This window comes from Lysinibacillus sp. NPDC096212 (genome assembly GCF_044763105.1).
Taxonomy (GTDB): domain Bacteria; phylum Bacillota; class Bacilli; order Bacillales_A; family Planococcaceae; genus Lysinibacillus.
Genome location: NZ_JBIWFQ010000006.1, coordinates 25,771 through 49,442 on the forward strand (window position 1 = coordinate 25,771; position 23,672 = coordinate 49,442).

Annotated in this window: 19 protein-coding genes; 9 read left to right on the forward strand and 10 right to left on the reverse strand. The window is 37.0% G+C overall.

The window, feature by feature from the left end; all coding sequences use genetic code 11:
• Positions 1–320 precede the first annotated feature (320 nt).
• The 5 genes from ACIQ7T_RS07870 to ACIQ7T_RS07890 form a co-directional block, all read right to left on the reverse strand.
• Positions 321–500, reverse strand: coding sequence for a FeoB-associated Cys-rich membrane protein (locus tag ACIQ7T_RS07870; RefSeq protein WP_370081531.1), 180 nt, complete (start codon positions 498–500; stop codon positions 321–323).
• 10 nt (positions 501–510) lie between these two features.
• Entirely contained in the window at positions 511–2,490 is a 1,980-nt protein-coding gene (gene feoB, locus ACIQ7T_RS07875) for a ferrous iron transport protein B (RefSeq protein ID WP_402869567.1), read from the reverse strand.
• Positions 2,487–2,714 (reverse strand): FeoA family protein, encoded by a 228-nt coding sequence (locus ACIQ7T_RS07880; RefSeq protein ID WP_402869569.1) that lies wholly within the window; start codon positions 2,712–2,714, stop codon positions 2,487–2,489. Before ACIQ7T_RS07880 ends, feoB begins: the two co-directional genes overlap by 4 nt.
• Before the next feature lie 131 nt (positions 2,715–2,845).
• A complete protein-coding gene (locus ACIQ7T_RS07885; protein WP_402869571.1) occupies positions 2,846–3,550 on the reverse strand; it encodes a response regulator transcription factor in 705 nt (234 codons plus the stop codon).
• Between the two features lie 157 nt (positions 3,551–3,707).
• Positions 3,708–6,425 (reverse strand): ATP-binding protein, encoded by a 2,718-nt coding sequence (locus tag ACIQ7T_RS07890; protein WP_402869573.1) that lies wholly within the window; start codon positions 6,423–6,425, stop codon positions 3,708–3,710.
• A 373-nt stretch (positions 6,426–6,798) separates the two neighbouring features.
• Here ACIQ7T_RS07890 and kdpA point away from each other — a divergent pair, with 373 nt between their 5' ends.
• Genes kdpA through kdpC form a run of 3 tightly spaced genes read left to right on the forward strand, consistent with a single transcriptional unit; the run spans position 6,799 to position 11,222 of the window.
• Entirely contained in the window at positions 6,799–8,493 is a 1,695-nt protein-coding gene (gene kdpA, locus ACIQ7T_RS07895) for a potassium-transporting ATPase subunit KdpA (protein WP_402869575.1), read from the forward strand.
• Between the two features lie 16 nt (positions 8,494–8,509).
• A complete protein-coding gene (gene kdpB / locus ACIQ7T_RS07900; RefSeq protein ID WP_402869577.1) occupies positions 8,510–10,573 on the forward strand; it encodes a potassium-transporting ATPase subunit KdpB in 2,064 nt (687 codons plus the stop codon).
• Positions 10,574–10,583: 10 nt separating this feature from the next.
• Positions 10,584–11,222 carry a K(+)-transporting ATPase subunit C gene (gene kdpC / locus ACIQ7T_RS07905; RefSeq protein ID WP_402869579.1) on the forward strand — a complete coding sequence of 213 codons (639 nt, stop codon included), beginning with the start codon at positions 10,584–10,586 and terminating at the stop codon, positions 11,220–11,222.
• A gap of 373 nt (positions 11,223–11,595) precedes the next feature.
• Here kdpC and ACIQ7T_RS07910 read toward each other — a convergent pair whose 3' ends face one another.
• The gene (locus ACIQ7T_RS07910; RefSeq protein ID WP_402869581.1) at positions 11,596–12,651 is read right to left on the reverse strand and encodes a 2,3-butanediol dehydrogenase; all 1,056 of its coding nucleotides are present in this window, start codon (positions 12,649–12,651) and stop codon (positions 11,596–11,598) included.
• 349 nt (positions 12,652–13,000) lie between these two features.
• On the opposite strand from ACIQ7T_RS07910, the gene ACIQ7T_RS07915 reads away from it, so the two are divergent.
• Both ACIQ7T_RS07915 and ACIQ7T_RS07920 read left to right on the forward strand, forming a co-directional pair.
• Complete coding sequence (locus ACIQ7T_RS07915; RefSeq protein WP_402869583.1) at positions 13,001–14,302, forward strand: DEAD/DEAH box helicase; 1,302 nt, start codon at positions 13,001–13,003, stop codon at positions 14,300–14,302.
• Between the two features lie 12 nt (positions 14,303–14,314).
• On the forward strand, positions 14,315–15,208 hold the full coding sequence (locus tag ACIQ7T_RS07920) for a deoxyribonuclease IV (protein WP_402869585.1): 894 nt from the start codon (positions 14,315–14,317) through the stop codon (positions 15,206–15,208).
• A 247-nt stretch (positions 15,209–15,455) separates the two neighbouring features.
• Here ACIQ7T_RS07920 and ACIQ7T_RS07925 read toward each other — a convergent pair whose 3' ends face one another.
• On the reverse strand, positions 15,456–15,692 hold the full coding sequence (locus ACIQ7T_RS07925) for a Nif11 family protein (protein ID WP_053484617.1): 237 nt from the start codon (positions 15,690–15,692) through the stop codon (positions 15,456–15,458).
• 232 nt (positions 15,693–15,924) lie between these two features.
• Here ACIQ7T_RS07925 and ACIQ7T_RS07930 point away from each other — a divergent pair, with 232 nt between their 5' ends.
• From ACIQ7T_RS07930 to ACIQ7T_RS07940, 3 genes are read left to right on the forward strand one after another with little or no spacing between them, the layout of a single operon-like run.
• Entirely contained in the window at positions 15,925–16,671 is a 747-nt protein-coding gene (locus ACIQ7T_RS07930; protein WP_370081551.1) for a metal ABC transporter ATP-binding protein, read from the forward strand.
• 14 nt (positions 16,672–16,685) lie between these two features.
• Entirely contained in the window at positions 16,686–17,549 is an 864-nt protein-coding gene (locus ACIQ7T_RS07935; RefSeq protein WP_370081553.1) for a metal ABC transporter permease, read from the forward strand.
• Positions 17,546–17,968, forward strand: a complete 423-nt coding sequence (locus tag ACIQ7T_RS07940; RefSeq protein ID WP_142509824.1) for a Fur family transcriptional regulator — start codon at positions 17,546–17,548, stop codon at positions 17,966–17,968. Before ACIQ7T_RS07935 ends, ACIQ7T_RS07940 begins: the two co-directional genes overlap by 4 nt.
• Positions 17,969–18,249: 281 nt before the next feature.
• Here ACIQ7T_RS07940 and serC read toward each other — a convergent pair whose 3' ends face one another.
• On the reverse strand, positions 18,250–19,338 hold the full coding sequence (gene serC, locus ACIQ7T_RS07945) for a 3-phosphoserine/phosphohydroxythreonine transaminase (protein WP_402869588.1): 1,089 nt from the start codon (positions 19,336–19,338) through the stop codon (positions 18,250–18,252).
• A 681-nt stretch (positions 19,339–20,019) separates the two neighbouring features.
• Here serC and ACIQ7T_RS07950 point away from each other — a divergent pair.
• The gene (locus ACIQ7T_RS07950) at positions 20,020–20,559 is read left to right on the forward strand and encodes a hydrolase (protein WP_402869590.1); all 540 of its coding nucleotides are present in this window, start codon (positions 20,020–20,022) and stop codon (positions 20,557–20,559) included.
• A 35-nt stretch (positions 20,560–20,594) separates the two neighbouring features.
• On the opposite strand, the gene ACIQ7T_RS07955 is transcribed toward ACIQ7T_RS07950, so the two are convergent.
• Positions 20,595–21,104 carry a PCYCGC motif-containing (lipo)protein gene (locus ACIQ7T_RS07955; RefSeq protein ID WP_402869592.1) on the reverse strand — a complete coding sequence of 170 codons (510 nt, stop codon included), beginning with the start codon at positions 21,102–21,104 and terminating at the stop codon, positions 20,595–20,597.
• An 80-nt stretch (positions 21,105–21,184) separates the two neighbouring features.
• The gene (locus ACIQ7T_RS07960; RefSeq protein ID WP_402869594.1) at positions 21,185–23,497 is read right to left on the reverse strand and encodes a YhgE/Pip family protein; all 2,313 of its coding nucleotides are present in this window, start codon (positions 23,495–23,497) and stop codon (positions 21,185–21,187) included.
• Positions 23,498–23,672: the final 175 nt, after the last annotated feature.

Consider the following 23,672-nt stretch of genomic DNA (forward strand, 5'->3'; position numbering starts at 1 on the left):
CAATTGCTGACGCTTCGCTTTCGCACAGAGCAAAGGCTTCCTGGGGGCGTCCGATGAGCCGCTTCGCTGCGCTGCAGGGTCTCGGGCCAACACGATGTTGGTCACGAAGGCGTTATCACAGGACGTGATGGTTTTAGCCTTCGTTCCTCTGAATCGCTAATCCCCAAGGAGTCGCCCAATCTCCACTCCAATCAACTTATCCAATGGTATACGTTTTAGCAAAATGTCATTTCAAAATTCCTACCCTCCATGTATAAAAGTGCAAAAAAAAAGCGAGATAATTTCCAACGAATTAACAGTTTGGAAATACCTCGCTCTATTTATTTAGTAGTAAAATCTTTCAGTTGAGAAGGGGGGACGCAAGTGTTAGAAGAACAACTTTTCTGTAATGAGCATGATGCGCATTTGCCCTTCTTCTGCTTCTTAATGCTCTTATATAAAGTAATACCAGCATAGCCAAAAATAATACAACCGATTAAGATATTAATCAATAAACTCATTCTTTACACCTCACATGAATAAATTCCCAATGCCATAAATCATAAGTGCAATAAGATAAGCTACAACAAATGGATAAATGGTTGCAAATAAAGTCCATTTCACAGACTGTGTTTCCCTTTTTATTGCGCCTACTGTGGCTAAACAAGGCATATAAAGTAAAACAAAGGCCAAGAATGTATAAGCACTTAAAGCAGTAAAATGAGTTGTCATTGTAGAGGATAAGACACCTTCACTTACGCTATAAATAATCGCCATTGTTGAAACAATTACTTCTTTTGCCAGGAATCCAGCAATAAGGGATGCACCGGCTTGCCATGTTCCAAAGCCTAGTGGGATAAACAACACACCAAAAGCGCCACCGATCATTGCTAAAAAGCTGTCATCCATATTGACATTAGCGCCATGTGGTCCTAAATAAGAAAGAAGCCAAATAATAACGGAGCCGGCAAAGATAATAGTACCAGCTTTGCGGAAAAATCCTTTTCCTTTTTCCAAAGTAGAACGCCAAAGTGTCTTAAGCTGTGGTACATGATAGGCTGGTAATTCAACAATAAAAACTGAAGTTTCATTTTTCAAAATCGTCATTGATAATATTTTTGTCACAATAAGCGCTACCACTATACCCATTACATATAGGGAGAATACCACTAACGATTGATGTTGAGTAAAGAATGCTGCACCGAACAAAGCATATACAGGTAACCTTGCTGAGCAGCTCATAAACGGCGCAACAAGAATTGTTAATAATCGTTCTTTCGGCTGTTCAATTGTTCTCGCCGCCATTACACCTGGAACATTACATCCAAAGCTTACAATCATCGGAATAAACGCTTTGCCGTTTAAACCGAAAAATTCCATAAGGCGATCCATGACAACGGCAATTCTCGCCATATAACCTGAATCTTCTAATAGTGAAATAAAGAAAAATAGTACAAAGATTTGTGGAATGAAAACTAAAACACCGCCAACACCCGCAATGATCCCATCACATATTAAATGAACAATAAAAGGAGCTGCACCAATAGCTTCTAAGCCCTGAGTAACAGCATCTGTAAGAGAGCCTCCTACAATGCCATCCAGGAAATCAGAAAGTGGGGTACCGATCCATGCAAACGTTGCTTGAAACATTAAAAACATAAGCGCTAAGAAAATCGGAACACCCAAAATTGGATGTGTTAGAATTTTATCAACTTTCTCTGACCATTGTGTTTCACTTTTCTCTTGTATAATTACTTTGCTGTTGATGTTAGAAATATATAAATCACGTTTTTTAGCAATAGCTTTATTTAATGGTTCACCAATTTGCTTTTCTAAAGCATCGCGCATTGCATCTAGCTTTTCAAAGTATTCCTTTTCTTTCAAATAAGCGTCAACGGCTTCATTTCCTATTAAAAATTGAATCGTACACCATCTTCTTTGTTCTTCAGGAACATGCTGTAACAATGCTTCAATTTTTGAGATGCCTTCTTCAATTAAGTCATCATAGGTTAATGTAAAACGTTGTTGAGTACGATCGGAGGCCTGAATAGCAGTATAAATACCTTCGACACCTTTACCAGTACGAGCGCTTATTGGAATAACAGGTACTCCTAAAGAACTCTGTAATTTTTCGACATCAATTGAAATGCCTTTCTTTTTCGCTACGTCAATCATATTTAAACAGATGAAAACAGGCTTTCTAAGTTCAAGTATATCTACTGTTAATTGCATATTTCGTTCGAAATTAGAAGCATCGATAATATTTAAAATTCCATCTACCTGATCTTCAAGTAAAAATGAAGTAACAACACTTTCATCTCTTGAAATCGGATTAAGCGTATATACACCAGGTAAATCAATAATTTCTTTTTGTAGTTTTTTTACTTGTCCTACTTTTTTTTCAACGGTTACACCACTCCAATTGCCAACGTATTCATATGAATTTGTCAACGTATTGAACAATGATGTTTTACCGATATTAGGGTTTCCTATTAAAGCTAATCTACTCATACTTGTTCGACCTTTATATCCATTAAATCTTTTTTTCTAAGCCCGATTTTTTGCCCTTGACATTCCAATATACAAGCTCCAGAAAACCATCCTTTTTGGACCATACAAACTTGACAGCCTTCTTTTATACCAAAAGCATTTAATCGTTTACATAAAAGAGAGTCAATTTGCTGTAGATCTTTCACTTTAACTTTTCCCCCCAATTGAACCGCGTGAAGGTTCATAAGATCTACCTACTTTCTTGTGAGTGATAATCATTATCAAAAAAATCTTATCATTTTTTATCTAGTGTATCAATATTAAGTTTACTGTAGAAAGTAATATTGGAATAGCAAAGTTAAAGTAAGATTAAACATTATTCTTCATCGTGACAACGAAGCATTCTGTAACCAACGCGGACATGTGTCTGGATGAACTTTGGGTTAGCTGGATTATCCTCTATTTTCTTTCGAAGAGTAGCCATAAAAACTCTTAGACTTGGAACATCCGATTGAAGTGCATTATGCCAAACTTCCTTTAAAATAAAATTATGCGTTAAAACTTTGCCGACATGCTTTGATAAAATAACCAAGAGTTTATATTCAATAGGCGTCAAATGTACTTCTTTGTCATTTACAAACACTGTATTTGCCAAGTAGTTTATTTGTAAATGACCATTTACAAAGACAGAGGGTTCACTTTCTAGCTGATGCTCAAATGACATTCTTCTCAAAGCTACTCGAATTCGGGCTAATAGCTCTTCAACACTGAAAGGCTTTGTAACATAATCGTCTGCACCGGCATCTAAAGCATTGATTTTATCGTGCTCTTCGCCGCGTGCACTAACTACGATAATAGGTGTTTGAGTCCAGCTTCTAATTTTCGTTATAAGCTCTACCCCGTCTATGTCGGGTAGTCCTAAATCCAAAATAATCACGTCTGGATTCATAGCAAGAGCCTTTTGTAAAGCACTATGACCATCTCGTGCAATGTCAAATTCATACTGCTGAGTAGCTAATGTCATTTTAATTAAATTGCCAATGGCTATATCATCTTCTACTACTAGAATTCGTTTATTCATCGAATTTCATTACTCCTTTTTAGCTCATCACCATAAACGTGTGGTTGATTTCATTGTCGACTTGAGCTTTCCTGGGAGCGCCCGCTTCGGATCTTCTCTGTGGCACTGATTCCAAGAAGTCATCTGGCTTCTACTCCAATCAACTTATACGAACGTTTTAATAAATGTTATCTCTAACATTTGATAAAGGGCTTTTTTTTAGTGAAAAATTAAAAATCGTTCCTTTTGGTCTATTATCCGAAACTGTTATTTCACTACCATGTAATTTTAAAATAGTTTGACATAGAGCCAAGCCTAGTCCTAAGCCTCTTCGGCTATCGCTACGCTGTACTTTTCCGGTAGTAAATGGCTCAAAAAGGCTGGTTTTTATAGCATCATCAATGCCAGGTCCATCATCAGAAATACTAAAGTGTACGAAACGTTCAGATTCTTTGACATTTATAGTAATAACACTGCCTGACGGTGTATAGGTCAATGCATTATCAATAATATTAATTAGAACTTGAATAATCAGTCGCGCATCCATTACAGCAAATAAAAATTCTGGTTCAATATGATAGGATATTTCATGTGTATTGTTTAGGCGAACGACATGTGTTAGTGCCTCTTGAATAATATCTTCTACAAGTTCCAATTGCATCTCTATAGCAAATTGTCCATCTTCTAACTTAGACACAGCAAGTAAGTTTTCAACCATTTGTACAAGCCATTTTGAATTTTTATAAATATCCTCATATATTTTGCTTTTTTCATCCTCTCGAATTAAAGGTGCATTAGATAGTAATATATCTGCATTACCGGAAATAGCAGTTAGTGGTGTTCTTAAATCATGAGAAACGGCGCGCAAAAGGTTTGCTCGCATTTGTTCCATTTCAGCTTCTCTAGCTACTTCTGCATTGAATTTTTGTAAATACCATTTATCAAGTGCGAATGAAAAATCATTAATAATGGCATGCAAAATATTACGCTCAAATGCAGGTAAGGGTGATTGCTTTGACAGGGCAATACCGATAATGCCTTTAACACTCCCGTTTGAAATAACCGGTAAATAGTAGGCATTCACTTCAGGAAATATATCGGTGGATACGCCTGCTACATGCTTATTATTGATAACCCAGCTTATTACACCATGCTCATTCGGATTCTCAAATTGGGAAGCTATCTTCTTATTTTCAATACTAGATATGCTCTCGGTACGGAAAAAAATAGAGTTCACAATTAAGTTATTTTCTATCTCAAAAAATTGTACTGGCTTTTCTACTAATTTAACGATTTGTGACATGCCTTCAGTAATAATTTCTTCTATAGACTTAGCATGTTGAAGTCTTCGATTTGTATCAAGGAGCACCTCCATTCGATAAGATTTACGAACAGCGACAATGGTTTGCTCCTTTATTTTTTTCGTTAAGCTACTTGTAATCACTCCTGAAAGGAACATGATCACAAAGGTTATCGGATAGTCGCGATGATAGGCGTTAAATGAAAATCGTGGTTCTGTAAACAAATAATTAAAAAGCAGTACCGCCATAATGGAGCTAATAATGCTCATCATCCATCCTGATGACCAAATGGCAAGTATTAAGACACCTAAAATGTAGATAGTGATAATGTTCGAGTCGCTGACACCAATTGTGTAAAAATATAGCCCAACAACTGATACTATGCCAAATACTACAGCCATTTTTAATAAGTCAAGCCATTCAAATGACAGCTTATTTTTTACAGTAGGGAAGTAGAACTGTTCGTTTTCCTGATCTGGCACTATATGTATGGCTAAATTCGGCACAAATTCATTGAGTCGATCACTAATTTTGGTGTTTGGTCGCCACCATTTTTTTCTCATGCTAGTTCTACCGATGACTAATTTAGTGACACCACTAATTTGTGCATAGTTGGCAAGGGCAACAGCTACATCATCTTCCTGAACAATTACGACATGGCCGCCAAGCTGTTCAACAAGCTTTATATGTTGCTGAAGTCGTTCAGAATTTGCGTTTCTCCTGTCATGCTCCTGTACGTTTTGAACGTAAAGAGCCGTAAATTTCCCGTGTAATGCCTGTGCTAGTCGCGCAGTAGTTCGAATAACCTTGGCATTCGTAGGAGAGCTACTAATACCAACAAGTAAATGCTCTTCGATTTGTACATGATGCTTTATAGATTCGTCGCTATTTACCTGCTTATAGTTAATCGTATCTGCAGCTCTCCGTAATGCAATTTCTCGAAGTGATACTAAATTTTGTTTACGAAAAAAAGATTGCAACGCTTTTTCAGCTTGTTGTTTTACATAAATTTTGCCTTCTTGTAGGCGTTGAATTAACTCATCTGGTTCAATATCGACAATTTTTATTTGTGCGGCTTGATCAATTAAATAATCTGGAATACGCTCTCGTACTTTTATTCCGGTTATTTCTTCTACTATATCGTGTAGGCTTTCAATATGTTGAATATTTACGGTTGTATAGACATGAATGCCCTTTGCAAGTAATTCCTCTACATCTCCAAAACGTTTCTTGTGACGCATCGTTGGAACATTGCTATGTGCCAATTCATCAATAATGACAATTTCTGGTTTGCGCTTTAGTACTTCATCAATATCTAATTCCTGAAAAGGTTTCCCTTTATAAATTATTTTTTTCGTAGGAATTTGCTCAAGTCCCTCGAGTAAAGCTAACGTATCTGGACGAGGATGTGGTTCTACATAGCCAACTACCACATCTTTACCAAGTTTTCGTGCTTGATGTGCTGCATCTAGCATTGCATAAGTTTTACCTACTCCAGCAGCATAACCAAGAAAGATCTTTAGCTTCCCTACAAATTGTTCTTCCTGTTGAAGCCTCGCTAAAAACGTCTCTGGAGTTGGACGTGTATTTTCCATCCTCTTTCACCTCATTTGTATTATAGCGTTATCTTCCATTAAGAAAGTATTAAGATTTTCCCTCTTTATAGTTTCTTAATAGGAAAAGCGATTTCCTAACACTACATTAATTTGAAAGTCAGTATGATGAGAGCATCCAAATAAAGGAGGGTGCTCGATTGATGGACTTTTATATGATTGGCTTACTCATCATAAGCTTTGCAAGTCTATATGCATTAACAGCTTGGTGCTTCAAGTTAGTCGATGAAAAGTAAGGGGGGAATAAAAAATGTGGATTGTTATGGGAATTGTACTTGTATTCCTTTTCGGTTATCTAGGGCATGCATTACTTTATCCTGAAAACTATTAATAGGCTTGTAGGAGGTATTGCGGTATGTGGCAAATCGCCATCGTATTAATTATTTCTTTACCAATCGTTATTCTAACTGGTCACTATTTATTTCGGGTGACAATGCAACAAAAAACATGGCTTGATCCAATAATGGACAGATTTGATGCCGTTATATATAAATTATGTGGCATTAAGCAAATAGATATGACGGGAAAACAGTATGTACTTTCATTAATTTTGTCGAACGCCTTTATGGTGTTTATTGGATACGTTCTTTTACGAATTCAAGCTATGTTGTTTTTAAACCCAAATGAGATTGACAATATGGAAGCAACACTTTCATTTAATACCATAATTTCATTTATGACGAATACAAATCTTCAGCACTATAGTGGCGAATCAGGACTAAGTTATTTATCACAAATGCTAATCATTATCTTTATGATGTTTACATCTGCAGCTACTGGTTATGCGGCTTGTATGGCGTTCTGCCGTCGTCTTGTTGCTAAAACCGACACTATTGGTAATTTCTTTGTGGATTTTGTGCGTGTTATCACACGTGTGTTAATGCCTATATCTATTGTTGTGGCCATTATTTTAGTATCTCAAGGTACACCACAAACCTTGAGTGCGAATAAAACTGTACAAACAATAGAAGGTAAATTACAAGATATTGCACTTGGACCTGTAGCTTCTCTTGAATCTATCAAGCATGTAGGAACAAATGGTGGTGGCTTTAATGGGGCGAATTCAACAACACCTTTTGAGAATCCAACGGTCATTTCTAATATTGTGGAAATGCTATCTATGATGCTATTACCAGGTGCTTGTGTAGTTGCCTTTAGTTTAATGGTTGCATATGGAAAAAGAAGAACGATCTTTGGAAAGCAAGGGCTAGCCATTTTTGTGGCAATGAGTGCGCTATTCCTAGTCGGATTGGTAACTGTGTATGTTGCGGAGAGAGCGGGTAATCCGATCATTAATGAGCTCGGAGTTGCACAGGAGCTTGGCAGTATGGAAGGAAAAGAGATGCGCTTTGGGGTGGCACAATCAGCGTTATTTACGACAGTGACCACTGCTTTTACAACGGGGTCTGTCAACAATATGCATGATACATTAACGCCGCTTGGTGGTCTTGTACCGATGTTTAATATGATGCTAAATGTTGTCTTTGGAGGCAAGGGAGTCGGCCTAATGAACATGATGATGTATGTGTTACTAACAATTTTTATCGCCTGTTTGATGATTGGTCGAACACCTCAGTTTTTAGGCAAGAAAATTGAGGAGAAGGAAATGAAGCTAATTGCTCTTTGTATTTTAATCCATCCTGCTATTATTCTATTATTTTCAGCACTTGCAGTTGCAACAACAGCAGGTGTAGCAGGCATAACGAATCCAGGGGCACATGGTTTATCTCAAGTACTATATGAATTTGCGTCTGCCTCAGCAAATAATGGCTCAGGTTTTGAAGGATTAGTTGACAACTCAACATTTTGGAATGTAACGACAGGGCTCGCCATGTTCTTCGGACGTTATTTGACGATCATTATTCAACTCGCAATAGCGTCTCTATTAGCGAAAAAAATGTTTCACAGTGACTCGGTAGGAACATTGAAAACAGATAATACTATTTTTACATTTTTACTTGTTGCTATCGTTTTAATGATTGGTGCTCTTACATTTTTACCGGCATTAGCACTCGGGCCAATTACAGAGCATTTACAACTTTATTCATAAATAAGGAGAGACACCTATGGAAACAGCAAGAAAAGGTTTGCTTACGGGCAATATGCTAAAAAGCTCGATTATAGACGCTTTAAAGAAATTTAGTCCACTATATATGCTGAAAAATCCAGTTATGTTTGTAGTAGAAGTTGGGTTTATGTTTGTGCTGTTATTAACCCTCTTTCCGAATATGTTTGGTAGCGGAGGAGGAGAACATGATCGATTGTATAATGCGATCGTCGCGGTCATTCTTTTTGTAACCATTCTATTTGCAAACTTTGCTGAGTCGATTGCTGAAGGCCGAGGAAAGGCACAAGTTCAAACGTTAAAAAATACTAAAACAGTTACACAGGCTCGTGTCTTACTTAGTGATGGTTCTGAAATACTTAAACAGGCACATGAATTAAAAAAGGGTGACATTGTTTTAGTTCAGGCAGGAGAGGTTATTCCAAATGATGGAGAAGTTATTGAGGGAATTGCTACTGTGGATGAATCGGCGATAACAGGTGAGTCTGCCCCTGTTGTAAAGGAGCGGGGTGGAGACTTTTCATCAGTTACAGGTGGTACGACGGTTACGAGTGATTGGCTGATGATCGAAATTACTTCGATGCCTGGGGAATCATTTTTAGACAAAATGATCACGCTCATTGAAGGAGCCAGTCGTAAAAAAACGCCAAACGAGATAGCACTCAATACACTTTTAGTAAGCTTAACGATTATTTTCTTATTAGTTGTTGTGACGCTCTATCCAATGACAACTTATTTAAATGTACCGATTTCTATCGCAACATTAATTGCCCTTACAGTTTGTTTAATTCCTACAACCATTGGTGGATTATTGTCGGCAATCGGTATTGCAGGAATGGATAGAGTTACTCAGTTTAATGTTATTGCGATGTCTGGAAGAGCCGTAGAGGCATGTGGAGATGTAGACACATTAATTTTGGATAAAACTGGAACTATCACTTATGGAAATCGCATGGCAGCTGAATTTCTCCCAGTAAAAGGGGTGGACAGTAAAGATTTAATGCAAGCTGCATGGCTTAGTTCTTTAACAGATGATACACCGGAAGGAAAGTCTATTTTGTCACTTGCTTGTGAATTAGGGGTGAATACTAACGATGAAGAAAACATTATTAAGTCAAGTGAACATATTCCCTTTACCGCACAGACTCGTATGAGTGGTATGGATATGAAGGATGGCACAAAAATTCGAAAAGGAGCCTATGATACGATAAAAAAAGAGAGCTTAAAAGCAGGTCATAGCATTCCTACAAATTTGGAACAGCTGATTCAACAAGTATCTTCTGTTGGTGGAACACCACTAGTAGTAGCGTTAAACGATAAAATTTTAGGTGTCATTTACTTAAAGGATGTCGTAAAGGCCGGACTTAAGGAACGCTTTGATCAGCTTCGAGCAATGGGTATTAAAACGATCATGTGTACAGGAGATAATCCATTAACCGCAGCAGCTATTGCAAAGGAAGCAGGGGTGGACAGTTTTATTGCAGAAAGTAAGCCAGAAGACAAAATTCAAGTTATTAAAGATGAGCAGGCACAAGGGAAAGTAGTAGCTATGACTGGTGACGGGACGAACGATGCCCCTGCATTAGCACAAGCTAACGTAGGTCTTGCCATGAATTCAGGAACAAATGCAGCAAAGGAAGCTGCGAACATGGTCGATTTAGATTCAAATCCTACTAAAATTATTGAAGTTGTAGAAATAGGGAAGCAGTTGCTCATGACTCGAGGTGCGTTAACAACGTTCAGTATTGCAAATGATATCGCAAAGTATTTTGCAATTATTCCAGCTATGCTTATGGTCGCAGTACCAGAGATGGGGACATTAAACATTATGCATCTCAATTCTCCATCAAGTGCGATAATTTCTGCTTTAATTTTTAACGCAGTGATTATACCACTATTAATACCTATTGCAATGAGGGGTGTTAAGTATAAGCCGATGAGTGCTGAAAAATTATTAAATAAAAACTTACTTGTTTATGGCGTAGGCGGAATTATCGCTCCTTTTATCGGCATTAAGTTGATTGATTTACTAATTGGACCACTATTCCATACGTTTGGGTTATAGGAGGAAGGACATGCGAAAACTTTTTGAGAATTCAAAGCAAGCATTTTTAATCACAATGACAATGTTCGTTTTATGTGGTTTTATATACCCATTTGCAGTAACTGCATTAGCTCAAGGGTTATTTCATCATAAAGCAAATGGTAGTTTAATAGAAGCAGATGGTGAAGCTGTTGGTTCAGAATTAATCGGTCAAGCTTTTACTGCACCGGAATATTTCTGGGGGCGTGTCTCCTCTGTTAATTATAATGTCTATACGAAAGAGGATACGATACCAGACGAAAATGGCCAGGTGAACTATAGTGGTGTTAGCTCTGGAACGTTTAACTATGCACCATCCAATCCAGAATTAAAGAAACGGATAGAAGCAGATATCGAGAAGTTTTTACTAGCAAACCCATCCGTAAAACGACAAGACATACCCGCTGATTTAATGACCGCTTCAGGCTCAGGTTTGGATCCGCATATTAGTGTGAAGGCTGCAGAATTACAAGTCGATCGAATTGCCCAAGCAAGTGGGCTTGCGAAGGATGAGATTGAAAAAATTATAGCAGCAAATACGGAAAAACGGACGTTGGGAACTTTTGGAGAAAATAAGGTAAACTACCTAATGGCCAATCTAGATATTATGAAAAAAATGGATGAGAAATAGGTTCATCACCAAAAGTTAGGGATGACATTTGTTAATAAGTTTACCATGTATATAAGTTGATTGGAGTGGAGGCTGGGCGACTCCTCGGGGATCAGCGATAGAGGAACGAAGGCTAAAACCATCACATCCTGTGATAACGCCTTCGTGACCAACATCGTGTTGGCCCGAGACCCTGCAGCGAAGCGAAGCGGCTCATCGGACGCCCCAGGAAGCTCTGCTCTGTGCGAAAGCGAAGCGTCAGCAACAAAGCGCCCAGTCGGAACGGAAATCAACCCTACGTTATGATGATGAGCAATAGAGGGATAAAAATTTAACAAATAAAAACAGGTAGAGAAAAGCTTCTTAGTTTTCTCTACCTGTCGCTATAAATAAATTAAGCTTGTGAATTTACAAGGATTTTAATATGATTTTTTTCTTTCATTAGTGCCTCGAAGCCTTCTGTTACGACTTCATTAAGAGTAATTCGTTTCGTTACAAGTTTTTCAGCAGGGAAGTAACCTTGTTTCATTAATTCCATAACGGCTGGGAAAATATCGCGATAAGCAATAATCCCTTTTACAGAACGCTCTGTCAGTACGATATTGTTTGGCAGAATAGAAGCTTCAGTTTCCCAAATAGAAACGATAATTGTTTCTCCTTCAAATGTTGTAGAATCAATAGCTTGCTGTAATACTACAGGAACACCTGTTACTTCAAATGCAACATCTACGCCACCATTTGTTAATTCATGTAGACGAGCTACTGCATCCTCATCTTTAGGATTAATAACTGCTGTAGCGCCTAGCTCTAATGCTTTAGCAGCACGCTCTGCTGAAAGTTCTACCGCATAAATTTCTGCTGCTCCAGCTGCACGTAAAGCCTCGATTACAAGAAGACCGATTGGCCCAGTACCAAAGACAGCTGCTGTATCGCCAGCTTTTAGTTTGCTTTGACGAACTGCATGTAATGCTACTGCCGCTGGTTCAACAAGTGCACCTTGTTCATAGGAAAGCCCCTCAGGCATTTTATGTACCATTTTTTCATCTACCATTGTATATTCAGAGAAACCTCCGCCACCGCCAGAAAGACCGTGGAAGCCTAGGTGCTTACAAATATTATATTTCCCTTTTTTACAAGCAGCACATTCGCCACATGCAAGAATAGGTTCTACAACGACAGGATCTCCAACTTGTACCTTTGTAACGCCTTCGCCAACTTCTACTACTTCACCAGAGAACTCATGTCCCATAACAATTGGCGCAATATCTTTACTGACATAGTGAGGTTGTTCCACAGGAATGAATATTGGGCCAGCTGCGTATTCATGTAAATCACTACCACAAATCCCTGTCCAATGTACTTTAATTTTTACCTTTCCAGGTGAAATTACTGGTTCTTCAATGTTCTCTACACGGATGTCTTTTGCTTTATACCATCTTGCTGCTTTCATAATAAGTCAACCTCCTCTAGTATCTTACATTTTTATCGTAACATATGGTAATTCTTCAAAGCATTAGTTAACAATAAATTGACATAAAAAATACTAATTCTTGGATTTTTCCAATAGCATTATAGTGCTATCCGCTTGTCGACAAAATAATAAATATAAAGTGTATCAAAAAACAAAGGTTAGCGCTTTTTTTATTGCATATTCACAGTATTTCGAGTAACTTTGATAAGGGCTTCGCTACAGCTATGATAAAAATATACAATTATGTTCATGCTTTAGATAATAGGACGTTAATATACCTAAAAGTTGAATCATGATACAATGAGAAAGATGTTAGGAGGAACGAATTATGTCAAAATATACTGATTATAATTTTCAGCCATTTTTGCAGGACGCAATTGCAAAACTTGGCTTTACAGAACCAACGCCGATTCAAAAGGAAATCATTCCGCTACTATTAAAAGGAAAGAGTGCAATCGGACAAGCGCATACAGGGACGGGAAAAACACATAGTTTTTTAATTCCTATTGTGCAACGAATTAATGCTGACAAGCAGGAAGTACAAGCTGTTATTACGTCACCTACACGTGAGCTTGCACAACAAATTTTTGATGCATTAAATCAATTAATTGAAGGAACAACTATTCAAGCGAAACTATTTATTGGAGGTACGGACAAGCAACGCTCCATTGATAAGTTAAAAACGCAACCACAAATTGTTGTCGGAACGCCAGGACGTATTCGTGATCTCGTTTCAGCGCAAGCGTTATTTGTGCATACGGCACCAATTTTAGTTGTCGATGAGGCAGATTTAGCCTTCGATATGGGCTTTATAGAGGAAATCGATGGTTTTGCTTCCCAAATGCCAGAAAACCTTGAAATGTTTGTATTCTCAGCAACAATTCCAGAAAAGCTTCAGCCTTTCTTAAAAAAATATATGGAAGCACCTGTTCATGTCCATATGAACGATAAACGCCCGGTCGCAGAAGGAATTGACTTTGTGCTTGTACCAGTGCGTTCTAAATCACGTAACAAACGTTTGTTGGAAGTCATTGAAGGAATCAATCCGTTTTTAGCGGTAATTTTCACTAACACACGTAAAACAGCAGAGCACGTTGCTGGCTACTTAAATGAAAACGGGATTCGCTGTGGTCAAATACATGGTGACTTAAGTCCACGTGATCGTAAGAAGATGATGAAGCAAATTCGAGAATTGGACTATCAATATATCGTTGCAACAGATCTTGCGGCACGTGGTATCGATATTCAAGGAATTTCACATGTCATTAACTACGAAATTCCAGAGGACTTAGAATTCTTTATTCATCGTGTGGGACGTACAGCGCGTGCAGGGAATAAAGGAACTGCTATCACGTTGTTTGAGCCATCAGATGAGGATGCAGTAGTACGTGTTGAGAAAATGGGTATTCCATTTGTTCAAAAAGATGTAAAAGATGGCGAATGGTCTGAACTAAAGGATCGCCATGCACGTAAAAACCGTGTGAAGCATGAAAATGAAATCGATGCGAAAGCAAAAGCATTAGTGCGTAAGCCGAAAAAAGTAAAACCAGGATACAAGCGTAATATGAAATGGGAAATGGAAAAAGTTAAAAAACGTGAACGTCGTTTAAAAGCTCGCGGTAAAAAATAAGGAGGCATTTAAATGCTACTTGGATCACATGTTTCAATGAGTGGAAAAGAAATGCTGCTCGGATCAAGTAAAGAGGCTCTCTCATATGGGGCAAATACCTTTATGATTTATACAGGAGCTCCGCAAAATACTCGTCGTAAAGCAATTGCTGATCTTAATATTATGAATGGTTTACTACACATGAAAGAGCATGGCATGACAAATATTGTTGTCCATGCTCCATACATTATTAATATTGCGAACACAGAAAAACCTGAAACTTTCCGTCTAGGTGTAGATTTTTTACAAACTGAAATCGAACGAACAGCAGCGTTGGAAGCAACACAAATTGTATTGCATCCAGGTGCCCATGTCGGTGCGGGAGCAGACGCAGGTATTGCCAAGATTATTGAAGGTTTAAATGAAGTACTGTCACAGGATTACCCTGTACAAATCGCATTAGAGACAATGGCGGGGAAGGGAACTGAATGTGGTCGTTCCTTTGAAGAACTTGCTAAAATTATAGATGGCGTAACACATAATGAGCGTCTTTCAGTATGCTTTGATACATGTCATACGCATGACGCTGGTTATAATATTGTAGAAGATTTTGATGGCGTCTTAAATGAGTTTGATAAATTAATAGGTGTTGATCGTATCAAAGTCCTGCATATCAATGATTCAAAAAATGTCCGTGGTGCAGGAAAAGACCGTCACGAAAATATTGGCTTTGGTCATATTGGCTTTGATGCATTAAAAAATATTGTGCATCATCCACAATTAATGGAGGTTCCTAAAATCTTAGAAACACCATTTGTTGCTTTAAATAGTGATGCCAAATCAAAATCGGCTCCTTATAAACATGAAATTGAAATGCTTCGTAATGGAGAGTTTAAACCAGAGTTAATCGATGCTCTAAGAGGATAGAATAAAAAGCCCGAAATCAGCGGTATAGTTGCTGATTTTCGGGCTTTTTTTATTTTCATGGTGATGAGATGAATGCTGATGCGATCCTTTATTTCAATGGGTGTCTAAACACATACTAAAATAGAGGAACTCAGTCTAAGAACGCCACGTCCTGTGGCAATTTATCTGTGAGAAAGCGAAGCGACAGCGGCAATGTTTACTGTAGCGAAAGCAAAGCGTCAGCTACAATTACGCCTGGAGAAATTGATTATTTCGTAAACAATGCAATTAGTTGTCTGGAACGCTTTCTACCTAAAACAGCTTCTACCTCTACAAGAATATCTTTTGGAATACCTAAAAAGAGCCACGTAAATGAGAATTGCTCCAAATAAGGACGGAGTTTTCTTACTTCAGAAGTAGTAATTTCAAATCCTTCAGCACGTGCAATCGCAACAACTTCCTTATCACTACTTTGTGTTAATTGCTGTAAAAATTGAATACTCAAAGCTAATCCTCCTTTTAAAGTTGTTTAGTTTCTTGAAACAAAAATCATTCTTGTGAACGTCGTGCTAGCTATGAAAAGCTTCACATTAATGTATTGGAATCAATGTCTATACCAACTCGAAATCGAAAACAGTAGAATAGCAATCTTATTTTCTTTACAAAAACTGTACTTTCATATATACTTACAACTTGTTAAATCGTAATGATTATGAATTAGAAAGAAGAGAACATACATGAAAAAATCATTAATTGACATTGAAAATGTGTCTTTTCAATATGACTATACGCAAGTATTAAAAAATATCTCTTTCCGTGTAGAAGAGGGAGATTTTTTAGCACTTCTTGGCCCGAATGGTTCAGGGAAATCTACATTATTAAAAATTATTTTAGGATTACTAAAACCAATGTCTGGAGAAATAAAGCTATTTGGTGAACCAAGTTCAACTTTTAAGCATCGTGAATGGATAGGGTATGTGTCACAAAAGTCTAATGCCTTCAATTCGGGTTTTCCAGCAACTGTCCAAGAAGTAGTGAAAAGTGGATTATCGAAAAAATTAGGATTATTTAAAAGACCTGGACGAGATGCAAAGGAAAAAGTATTGGAAGCATTAAAAGCTGTTGGGATGGAAGCATTTATCAATCGTAATATTGGTGAGCTATCTGGTGGGCAACAGCAACGTGTCTTTATTGCAAGAGCATTAGTTAGTGAACCGAGGCTACTAATATTGGATGAACCAACTGTCGGCATTGATCATGAGAATGTGCAGTCATTTTATGATATGCTGGCGAAATTAAATCGGGAACAGGGAATTACAATGATTCTTGTTACACACGATGTTGATACAGTGTCGAATCGTATCAGTCATGTAGCATGTTTAAATCAAACTATACATTTCCACGGTTACAAAAATGAATTTGATACAATTTCTCATGATGCGCTTGATGCTTGGTATGGCCATTCAGTGAGAAAGATTCACTAGAAGGAGAAGGTATAATGATTGAAGCAATTTTTAACTATGAATTTTTACAAAATGCCTTTTTCTCTGGGCTATTAATTGGCATATTGGCACCGCTATTAGGTGTTTTTATTGTCGTTCGCAGGCTTTCGCTTATTGCTGATGCCTTGTCACATGTGACACTCGCGGGAATAGCGGGAAGCTTATATATCAGTCAATCTGTTACAGCTTTAGCAATGCTAAATCCGATTTACTTAGGCATATTGGCATCTGTCAGCGGTTCGGTTTTAATTGAGCGTCTTAGACGTTTATATAAGCACTATGAAGAGCTTGCTATTCCAATTATTATGTCAGGTGGGATAGGTATTAGTGCTATATTTATCTCGCTTGCGAGTGGCTTTAGCACGGATTTAATGAGCTATTTATTTGGTTCAGTGTCAGCTGTATCACGTCAGGATTTATGGGTAGTGGTAGGAATTGCTGCAGTTGTCATTATCTTTTTATTTATATTTTTTAAGGAACTTTTTGTTTTATCTTTCGACGAGGAATATGCTAAAGCTAGCGGTCTGCCTGCACGTTGGATTCATCTCTTATTTATGATCGTTACAGCGCTTGTTATTGCTGCAAGTATGCGCATCGTCGGTATTTTACTTGTATCATCACTTATGACGTTACCTGTGGCTGCTGCAATGCGACTTGCAAAGGGCTTTAAGCAAACAATCATTTATGCAATTGTCTTTGGCGAAACGGCTGTGTTAATCGGTTTAGTCAGTGCTTTTTATTTAGATTTAGCACCCGGTGGTACAATTGTCGTTACTTCTATCTTAATTTTGTTACTTGTAATACTAGTGAAGAAAATAGTTTTTAAAATGGCTACAAAACGGGAGGAGGTAGCGCAGTGAATGTTTCAAGAGCGTGGGAAATTTTAAAAGAAAACGGCTTTAAAAAAACAGATAAACGGGAGTTAATATTAGATATGTTTGCAGCAACAGATAAATATTTAACTGCTCGAGATTTATTAGATGTTTTGAAAAAAGATTTTCCAGGTATGAGTTTTGATACGATTTATCGCAACCTTTCAACGTTTGTGAAGCTAGGAATACTGGAGGAAACTGAGTTATCTGGGGAACGAAATTTCCGTATGCATTGTGAATCTGAACATCATCACCATCATTTTATTTGTATGGATTGCGGCAATGTTAAGGAGCTAAATCTCTGCCCTATGGAAATGCTTGGAGAAAAGCTGCCAGACTATGAAATTGAAAATCATAAATTTGAGATCTATGGTAAATGTCCAGAGTGTAAGCATGAAACTTTGTAAAATCTGACATGACAATATTTGAAGAAAGGGGTAGTTCCAAGTGAGGTTTCATTTGGAACCACCCCTTTTTTGTACAAAGGTCTTTCCCGACTATTATTGCGCATCGCTCTAATAATCTATGATTTTTGAGTGAAAGGAGATTGGTAATATGTCCGCTAGGCATTTAAAAAGATGTATTTTCTTTAATATTGAATAGAAGGTATTTGCTGCTATACGGGTATATGGCTTCTTTCTGTAAATAGTAAAAAGACGAATGATTTATCATTCGTCTTTTTATTATATTATTGATGTTTTTGTTGGAATTCTACCATAAAGTCACGTAATGCTTCACAAGCCTCTAATGGTACAGCATTGTAAGTAGAAGCACGGCAGCCGCCTACAGAACGGTGTCCATTAAGTCCAACAAATCCTGCTGCTTTTGCTTCTGCAAGGAATTGTTTTTCAAGCTCTTCATCAGCAACACGGAAAGTGATGTTCATTAAAGAACGGCTTTCAGGTGTTGCATGACCAGTATAGAATCCATTGCTATTGTCAATAGCATCATAAATTACTTTTGCTTTTAATTCATTATGCTTGGCAATATCAGCAACGCCACCTTTTGATTCTACCCATTTTAATACTTCACCTAACATATAGATACCAAAAGTTGGTGGTGTATTGTATAAAGAGTTGCTGTCAGCGTGCGTTGAGTATTTTAGCATCGTAGGAATATTTTTATTCGCTTTCTCTAACAAATCTTTGCGAATAATGACTACTGTTACACCAGATGGACCAAGATTTTTTTGAGCCCCTGCATAAATAAGACCAAATTTACTTATATCAACTGGCTTAGAAAGAATATCACTAGACATATCCGCAATTAATGGTACATTACCCGTTTCAGGGAATTTCTTCCATTGTGTACCGTAAATCGTATTGTTTGAAGTGATATGCAAATAGGCATCCTCTTCATTGAATTGAATGTCTGCTAAAGTTGGGATATTGCGGTATTTATTTTCTTTTGTGCTAGCAGCTTCTACGGGCGTACCAAATAATTTAGCCTCTTTGAAAGCTTTTTCAGACCATGATCCTGATAATACGTAGCTTGCTTTTTGATCTGCTTGTAGGAAGTTCATCGGTATCATAGTAAATTGAAGACTAGCTCCACCTTGTAGGAAAAGGATTTCATAGTTTTCTGGGATAGCATAAAGCTTTTTCAATAAAGCAATTGCTTCATTATGTACTTCGTCGAAAATGGCACTACGGTGGCTCATTTCCATAATTGACATGCCTGAGTCACGGAAGTTTACTAATTGTTGTTGGGCTTTTTCTAATACTTCTAGTGGTAGGGCAGAAGGGCCTGCGTTAAAATTGTATGCTCGTTGTGTCAAAGTGGTACACTCCTTGTTTGTTTTATAAGGTTAAACCTTAATCATAGGGTTTTTAGTCCCTACTAATTTGAATCTATCGGGCTTTTACAATCAGTTCATAGTCATCTAGCAACTTTATATATATAGGTAATAGATTAAGCGGAATACTGACCGTTAAAAGCACTTTACTGGATTATAACTTAATTTTCAAGAGAAAAAATAAAATTCTCACTATTCGAGCAGAATAATGACAGGCTCGCAACAAAATATACACAATTGAGTTAAAATTCATAATAGCGTTTTGGCTTTAAATACGAACAAATTGAAAATGGATGTGTATATATGAGTTGATGTTTCGTGATTTACACGTTGCTAAAACGGTAGAATTATAAAATGTTCGTGTTTGTTTAAATGAAATCTCTTTTGCTAAATAAGTACTCGCTTGCACATTCCACTCCAGAAGGACGCTTTCCGTAGGTGTAGTCTAGGGATAGTTAGGTAGAGAGAGAGGAACAAAAAAAGCAGCCAACATTGACTGATTTCTAGCACTGATTCAGTTTTAAATGTGGTTTATATTAAAAATAATATTGGTTTACATAAAAACTAATCAAATTTCGGGCGGGGAATTATTCTAACCTACAACATAAACCAAGTAACTTTCGGTATAATGAATTGTGAATACGGATAGAAGGGGTGTTTTAAATGTTTACAATAGAAGAAGCGTGTTTAGTTGTCGTCGATGTCCAAGGGAAGTTAGCGACAATTGTTGACGAAAGTGAAGCGGTGATTGAAAATGTGGCCAAGCTGGTACAAGCTATGCAAGCTTTGGAGGTACCTATTTTATGGCTTGAACAAAATCCTAGCCGTTTAGGTGGGACAGCATTAGATATTGCTCAGCATATTCAAGGTCAACAACCTATAGCTAAAATGGCTTTTAGTGCATGCCAGGAGCAAGAGTTTGTCGATGCAATGAAGGAAAGTGGTCGTTCTCAATTTATTGTGACAGGTATCGAAACACATATTTGTGTCTACCAAACAGCTCGACAGCTAAAAGAACAAGGGTTTGAGGTTGAAGTTGTTGCAGATGCAGTGTCCTCTCGTACAAAGGCCAATAAAGAGCTAGGGCTTGAGAAGATGAAGGCACTTGGGATTTTACCAACAAGCATGGAAATGATTTTATACGAGTTACTACAACGTGCAGATCATCCACATTTTAAAACGGTGTTACGACTCGTTAAATAACAAAAAAACTCATCAGAACGATGAGTTTTTTGTTATTATGCAGGCATATCAGTCGGTGTTGGTTTTGCATAGCCTTCTTTATATGTGTTATCAATTGTTTGACGAATTTCTTTCAGGCTCATACCATCTTTATGCATTTTTGCAGACTGTACAGCAATTTCTAGGCAAACGAGACAACGAGTACCGTGATCATCCCAAACAATTGTGCCATCCTTACGTTTTTCCTCAATAAAGCAGTTTAAATTGCTTTTATGTCCGGCTGATTCGCCACATCCACAATAACATGGCATCCATTCTAAAATTTCTGTAGACTGACCAGCAATTTGATACACTAAACGAATATCTTCTGATTTATTATTTAAAAACGATGGTAAAACATCAGCAGAAGCAGTTTCCTCCTGAATATCTCCAGAAGCATGTCCATGTTCTTCATGTGAAGCTTCTTTTTGCGCTTCATTCTGATTTTTTTCAACAGCCTGATGATCTTCAACACAAGCACTTAACACTAATAACGACAAAGTAAAAATAGATAGTAGTTTTTTCAACAAAAGCGCCTCCTACATGTTTACAATACTTCCATTATAACATCGTTCGTTTTAGGATTTACAAGAAGCGCTAGCAAAAATTAATGAAATATATCTAATCCGCGTGTTTTGTTCATTAAAAGTTCCATTTTCTCACTCAGTAATTTTTTCATGAAGAAACCAAATAGAATGAAAATGAGCCAGAAGAAAGATAAAAAGGCAAGATCAATCCAGACCTTTGACCAAATAATACCACCAACTGCCTCTCGCATCATTCCAATCGCATAAGTGAACGGAAGAAATGGATTTATCATTTGGAAAAACTTGGGTAGCAATTCTACAGGATATGTGCCACCGGAACCGGCAATTTGCAACACTAACATAACAATGGCTAACGCTTTTCCAACATTTCCGAATACGGATACTAGCGTATAGACAACCGTAATGAACACTAAACTAATAAATAGCCCAAATGGAATAAAGAAGTAAGGAGCACTAATTGACCCATCTAAAATAACAATATCTCCTATTGTAATAATGAGCGTTTGAATAAATGAAAAAGTTGCAAATGTTAATAAACGTCCAAAGTATATTTGGCGAATACTATATTGATTATTGTCGTGAATATCTACAGATAAAAGAGAAATTAATAATAAACAACCAACCCAAATGGAAAGCACAGTGTAAAAAGGTGTCATAGCTGTTCCATAATTAGCAATTGGAAACATTCTATGTTCCTCAAGCTTAATAGGCTCCTCAAAGAAATCTCGCTCGGCGTTAACGTCGTTTTTCAATAATTGAACGATTTTAGAAATATCAGCTTCGCTTTCTAATTTTCTTAGTTTGTCTGCAAGATCTTTAATTTTTGTACTTAAAGCAGGAAAATCTGATTGTACTGTACCAATTGTCTTATTAGCTGTTGCTAACATATTTTTAGCATTTGTTAAACGATCTGTAGCCTGAGGCAGTACACTTTTTACTTTTGTTAGCATGGTTGATGCATTTGTTAACGTATTTTTTGCAGAAGTCAAGGTCGTATGAATTTGTGGTTCTAGATGATCGTTATAATTAGTAAGAAATTGATGAAGATTGTTAGAAGCATTTTGTGCAACATTTTGAACATCGGCAAGATCTTTTTTGATTGTTTCGACATCAATATTATTTAATTGCTGTACTTTATTTGAGGCGTCCGTTAATAAAGTATTCAGCTGATTTAATGCTGTTAAAGAGCTTAAAGAATAATCAGTAAAACTAGGATTTGCCTGTAAATCTCCACGGATAGCTTCAAGCTGTTCAATAATTTTATTATTTGTTAGCAAAGTCTTAACATCTTCAGAATTGTTTTGCTGTAGGGCCGTCAGGATGTTTTGCACCTTGTTTTCAAGCTGTTTACGAGTCGAAGCATCAGCTTGTGTTAATTTTTGAAGTGCTTCGAGTGTTTGGATGCTAGAGTTTACTTTATCACGGGATGCATCCAGTTGATTTTTAATCGTATCCTTTATTTGTGCAATGGTAGCTGAATCTACATTAGCATTTTGTATTTTCCCTATTATATCTGTAAATCGTTGGGCAATATTTTGTACAGTTTCTAGATCTTTTTTTATGATAGGGGACAACTGGTTGAACAATGTATCAGCTTCATTAATCAATTTTAAGCCTGAGTTGATAGTTGTTAGACCATCATTTGTTAATTTTTCAACCTCAGGAACTTGGGTAATCGTGTGGTTCAGTAAAGTCTCAGCTTCTTTTCCACCTTTAGCGGTTTTTGCTAAAAATGTTCCGATATCAGGAAGGTTATGTTCGATTGTAAAAATGTAATTTTCGAATTTCTTAAAATCTGGAATTTCCTTTTCCATCTCCACACCGACCGTATTAAAAATAGAAAAAAGTGTTCCGCTGACAGTTGAGATAAACTCACTAGAAACCTGTTGCGTCAGTCCGCTTGCACCTTTACTTGTAATTTTGGGTGCGATTGGATTTATTTTTTCATTTACATAATAATCGATATGCGCTTTAGTAGGCACATTTGATATTATAGAGGTCAGTTTTTGAGAAAAATCACTAGGGACAACAATAACCGCAAAATAGTTACCGTTTTTTAAATTATCAATGGCTTGTTCATGAGAGGTAAATTCCCAAGTAAAGTTTTGATTGGTACTTAAATTGTCTACTACCTCGTTACCGACATTAATATCTTCTCCTCTAACATTCGCTCCTGTGTCTTCGTTGACAATAGCAATTTTCATGTTGGCTGTATGAGCATAGGGATCCATAGAGGCATAAATATTGAGCCACGCATAAAGAGAAGGTAAAAAAATGAGTCCACCAATAATGACAGCAACTACCCAGTTTGTTAAGATATTATGGATATCACTTTTATAAATTTGAAAAATATTTCGGATAGTGTGTTTCATATTAACCACTCCATATTCGTATTGAGCATTATATATGTATGTTCCCAAATTTGGGCCAGATTATGTTTGAATTATGGAAAAACTTATTTCCGAAGACTTATTAGTTTACTAGGTTTTAAAAACACTTTATAATCAATCGCGAATACACTAAAACTAGGATTTTTTGGTGTAAAAA

Coding starts and splice junctions, on each gene's coding strand:
- ACIQ7T_RS07960 (WP_402869594.1), bottom strand. CDS start 23,497: ATGAAACACACTATCCGAAATATTTTTCAAATTTATAAAAGTGATATC.
- ACIQ7T_RS07910 (WP_402869581.1), bottom strand. CDS start 12,651: ATGAAAGCAGCAAGATGGTATAAAGCAAAAGACATCCGTGTAGAGAAC.
- kdpB (WP_402869577.1), top strand. CDS start 8,510: ATGGAAACAGCAAGAAAAGGTTTGCTTACGGGCAATATGCTAAAAAGC.
- ACIQ7T_RS07920 (WP_402869585.1), top strand. CDS start 14,315: ATGCTACTTGGATCACATGTTTCAATGAGTGGAAAAGAAATGCTGCTC.
- feoB (WP_402869567.1), bottom strand. CDS start 2,490: ATGAGTAGATTAGCTTTAATAGGAAACCCTAATATCGGTAAAACATCA.
- ACIQ7T_RS07885 (WP_402869571.1), bottom strand. CDS start 3,550: ATGAATAAACGAATTCTAGTAGTAGAAGATGATATAGCCATTGGCAAT.
- kdpA (WP_402869575.1), top strand. CDS start 6,799: ATGTGGCAAATCGCCATCGTATTAATTATTTCTTTACCAATCGTTATT.
- ACIQ7T_RS07935 (WP_370081553.1), top strand. CDS start 16,686: ATGATTGAAGCAATTTTTAACTATGAATTTTTACAAAATGCCTTTTTC.
- ACIQ7T_RS07950 (WP_402869590.1), top strand. CDS start 20,020: ATGTTTACAATAGAAGAAGCGTGTTTAGTTGTCGTCGATGTCCAAGGG.
- ACIQ7T_RS07930 (WP_370081551.1), top strand. CDS start 15,925: ATGAAAAAATCATTAATTGACATTGAAAATGTGTCTTTTCAATATGAC.
- ACIQ7T_RS07890 (WP_402869573.1), bottom strand. CDS start 6,425: ATGGAAAATACACGTCCAACTCCAGAGACGTTTTTAGCGAGGCTTCAA.
- ACIQ7T_RS07870 (WP_370081531.1), bottom strand. CDS start 500: ATGAGTTTATTGATTAATATCTTAATCGGTTGTATTATTTTTGGCTAT.
- ACIQ7T_RS07915 (WP_402869583.1), top strand. CDS start 13,001: ATGTCAAAATATACTGATTATAATTTTCAGCCATTTTTGCAGGACGCA.
- ACIQ7T_RS07880 (WP_402869569.1), bottom strand. CDS start 2,714: ATGAACCTTCACGCGGTTCAATTGGGGGGAAAAGTTAAAGTGAAAGAT.
- kdpC (WP_402869579.1), top strand. CDS start 10,584: ATGCGAAAACTTTTTGAGAATTCAAAGCAAGCATTTTTAATCACAATG.